This window comes from Parabacteroides sp. AM08-6, assembly GCF_003473295.1.
GTDB lineage: Bacteria > Bacteroidota > Bacteroidia > Bacteroidales > Tannerellaceae > Parabacteroides.
In genome coordinates, this window is the sequence record NZ_QRMP01000007.1 from 1 (window position 1) to 1288 (window position 1288).

At 42.5% G+C, this 1288-nt stretch carries 2 protein-coding genes; both read right to left on the minus strand.

Going from position 1 to position 1288, the window contains the following annotated elements; genetic code table 11:
- Window positions 1–62 precede the first annotated feature (62 nt).
- Complete coding sequence (locus DW103_RS06755; RefSeq protein WP_122274906.1) at window positions 63–545, minus strand: GAF domain-containing protein; 483 nt, start codon at window positions 543–545, stop codon at window positions 63–65.
- A 328-nt stretch (window positions 546–873) separates the two neighbouring features.
- Window positions 874–1288 (minus strand): transposase (locus DW103_RS06760; RefSeq protein WP_147381192.1); only part of this gene is annotated, 415 nt, incomplete at its 5' end.

Genomic DNA, 1288 nt, shown 5'->3' on the forward strand with positions numbered 1-1288 from the left:
ACATCTTCAGTTTCAGATTGTTTCTAATGCGTTTGCCCTGACGGGAGGAAAAATGAAAATGGTCAGAATTTGCCAGGCAGAACGTCTTGACAAAGTTTTTCAAGGAAAAGGGCGTCTGTTTCATCGAATGCGTCCGGTTCATCGCTGTCGATGTCGAGAACGGCAACAACCTCTCCCGTTTTTGTGATAGGAACAACGATTTCCGACTTGGAAGCGGAGTTGCATGCAATATGTCCGGGGAATTGTTCTACGTCAGGAACGACGACCGTACGCGCTTCTTTCCAAGCTGTTCCGCATACTCCTTTTCCGAATTTTATACGCGTACAGGCCAACGGGCCTTGAAATGGAGCCAGAACAAGCATTCCTTCTTTTACGACATAAAAGCCTACCCAAAAAAAGTTGAAAGCTTCTTTCAGGGCGGCGGCTATGTTGGCCATGTTGGCGACTATATCTGTTTCCGATGCCACCAGCGACTCCAGTTGGGGGAGTAAAGCCTGGTAGCGCTCTTTCTTGCTTTCGCCTTTTATTATCAATTTTTCTGCCATAATTTAAACTTTATAAGAAAACAAAAATACACTTTTTTTGATTTCTCAGTACCTTTCCTCTAAAAAGTAAAGTCTACCTCAACTATTATAATTTGCATATACCCATGTGTATGCCCTCAATTATATCTATCGTTTGCAAGTTACCGCACAAAATGACTTAGATGACAAGTATTTCGCCATCTGAACCAACAAAGTTTGTTACTTTCCTCTTCAGCCTAAAAGGACTACGCCGGTATCCAAATCCTCTATGGATGCAATAATTTTGTAAACGCGCTCATGTGGCAGCACAAAGATAATTATGTTGTCGATAGAGGTATATCGTAATGGCCTATTCGAGCACAAACGATTCTAATGCTTGGATTTCATTTAGCAATTCCGCTTTCTTTTCAAGACGCTTGAGGTAGACGTCTATAAAATCCTCATCTTTTGTCAGCATATGCCATACTGCCACTAACACTTTTCGAGCGATGGCTACTTGTATTTTCATCTTGTTCTTATGACGTTGGGTGCATTGCACGTAGCTGAAGTTTGAGAAAAAGCAGTTTCGGGTTCTTGATGCCACCCAGGAAATTTCAATCAACATCTGACGTAGGAATCGATTCCCATGTGTAGTTCTGTTGCTCTTGACTTTATTGTTACTAACATCGTTACGTGGTTTTAGTCCACACCAACCTACAAGGTTTGTAGCCTTCTCAAACGGCTTCATGTCTGCCCCGGTTTCCGCAATTATAGCCGAAGCTGCG

Excerpts from the sequence above, each read along its gene's own strand:
- DW103_RS06755 (WP_122274906.1), bottom strand. The coding sequence starts at position 545 with ATGGCAGAAAAATTGATAATAAAAGGCGAAAGCAAGAAAGAGCGCTAC.